We start from the raw sequence: 1,257 nt of genomic DNA, 5'->3' as shown, positions 1-1,257 counted from the left end.
TGAGTCCAGCATGACAGAGTCCTGATGCGATGATCCCCGTTGTGGCGACGACCTTCTGAAACTGGACAAGGTTTTTACTCATGACTGCATCCTCCAAGTAAAGGGCAGGAGACGCCCGGTACAGTTCTCTATGCGAACTTACGAAGGTTGGTAATCAGAAAGATGCCTGGTTGAATGGTGACGTGTGAGGGAGTATTTATGAAGTTGCTTGGTGCTTGTGATGTTGCTTAAAACAGTATCGTTTTAAGGTACTAATAAATAATCGTCGAAAAATAGTCGTAACCCATCGTGGCTACATATTGACCACAAGGGTCGGGAGAATCGCGTTTTTGTATTTTTTCACTGCTGCAACTGCCTGAATGACTGTCAATGAAGCAAGTATGGTCTAGATTTTTAGATTAATACTTTGCTGACAGGGCAGGGAAATGGATTCCCAAAAGAACTCAGGTTTTACCCTTATAGAGCTGATGACTGTAGTTGCGATCATTGGCATTCTGGCAGCTATCGCTATTCCCGCCTATCAGGATTATACCTCCCGGTCCGCAATTGCTGGTGAAGTGATACCGGTTATTAAAAAAACTTCTATTGATGCATCCGAGTACTATGCGGTCAGCGGAACCTTGAATGGATTCTGCGCTTCGGATTTGGGGCAGGCTTTTGTTTCAACATCCAGTGAATATGTGGATCAATTTATTTGCTGGGAAGGAACAGCAGGCTCTGTAGCCTTCCATATACAGGCTTCTCTGGAAAGCTCCAGATTTCCAGCGGATGTTCCCAGTGATGGACGTATCATTCTTTTTCCTACTTACGACGGCTCAAATATAACGTGGCACTGTGGGTATCATGTATCCAGTAATTTGAAGGTGCCAGAAAAGTACTTACCAGCCGTTTGTCGCAAAAACCATGTCGACAGCTCCTCGAATATCTTTGTGGATGGGGTGAATCTTACCAGCCAGTCTTTGGGAGGCTGATCGTGATAACAGGAAGGCGCAGTAAATCCTTGCCTTCCTGATATCTTCGAGTGTCCATGATTGTTTTGTACTTTTATTGATTCTCGTAGAGTTCCATAAACACCTTATATTTTGCAGGGTGTTGTGATCTGAGCCAGACGCAGCAGGAGGTAGGCAATCAGTGCTGTGGCACCTGTATTTTTACAGCATTCTTACTGCGCCCAAGGAACCGCTTGACCTTCAGATTCTGCTTGATCCACTTGAAGAACAATTCGATCTGCCAGCGGGATTTATACAAGGCGGCAAT

Annotated in this window: 1 protein-coding gene and 1 pseudogene; one reads left to right on the top strand and one right to left on the bottom strand. The window is 45.0% G+C overall.

The genetic code is table 11. The features are described from left to right. Nucleotides 1-425: 425 nt before the first annotated feature. Nucleotides 426-971 carry a prepilin-type N-terminal cleavage/methylation domain-containing protein gene (locus QMA35_RS21735; RefSeq protein ID WP_281649221.1) on the top strand — a complete coding sequence of 182 codons (546 nt, stop codon included), beginning with the start codon at nt 426-428 and terminating at the stop codon, nt 969-971. Nucleotides 972-1,114: 143 nt separating this feature from the next. Here QMA35_RS21735 and QMA35_RS21730 read toward each other — a convergent pair. Next, nucleotides 1,115-1,257, bottom strand: a pseudogene (locus QMA35_RS21730) (transposase); the annotation flags it as partial.

The organism is Parendozoicomonas sp. Alg238-R29 (assembly GCF_947331445.1).
GTDB lineage: Bacteria > Pseudomonadota > Gammaproteobacteria > Pseudomonadales > Endozoicomonadaceae > Sansalvadorimonas.
This window is presented reverse-complemented; position numbering and strand designations above follow the sequence as displayed.

Bases quoted from the DNA above. Each gene is read 5' to 3' on its own strand.
- QMA35_RS21735 (WP_281649221.1), top strand. From the start codon at position 426: ATGGATTCCCAAAAGAACTCAGGTTTTACCCTTATAGAGCTGATGACT.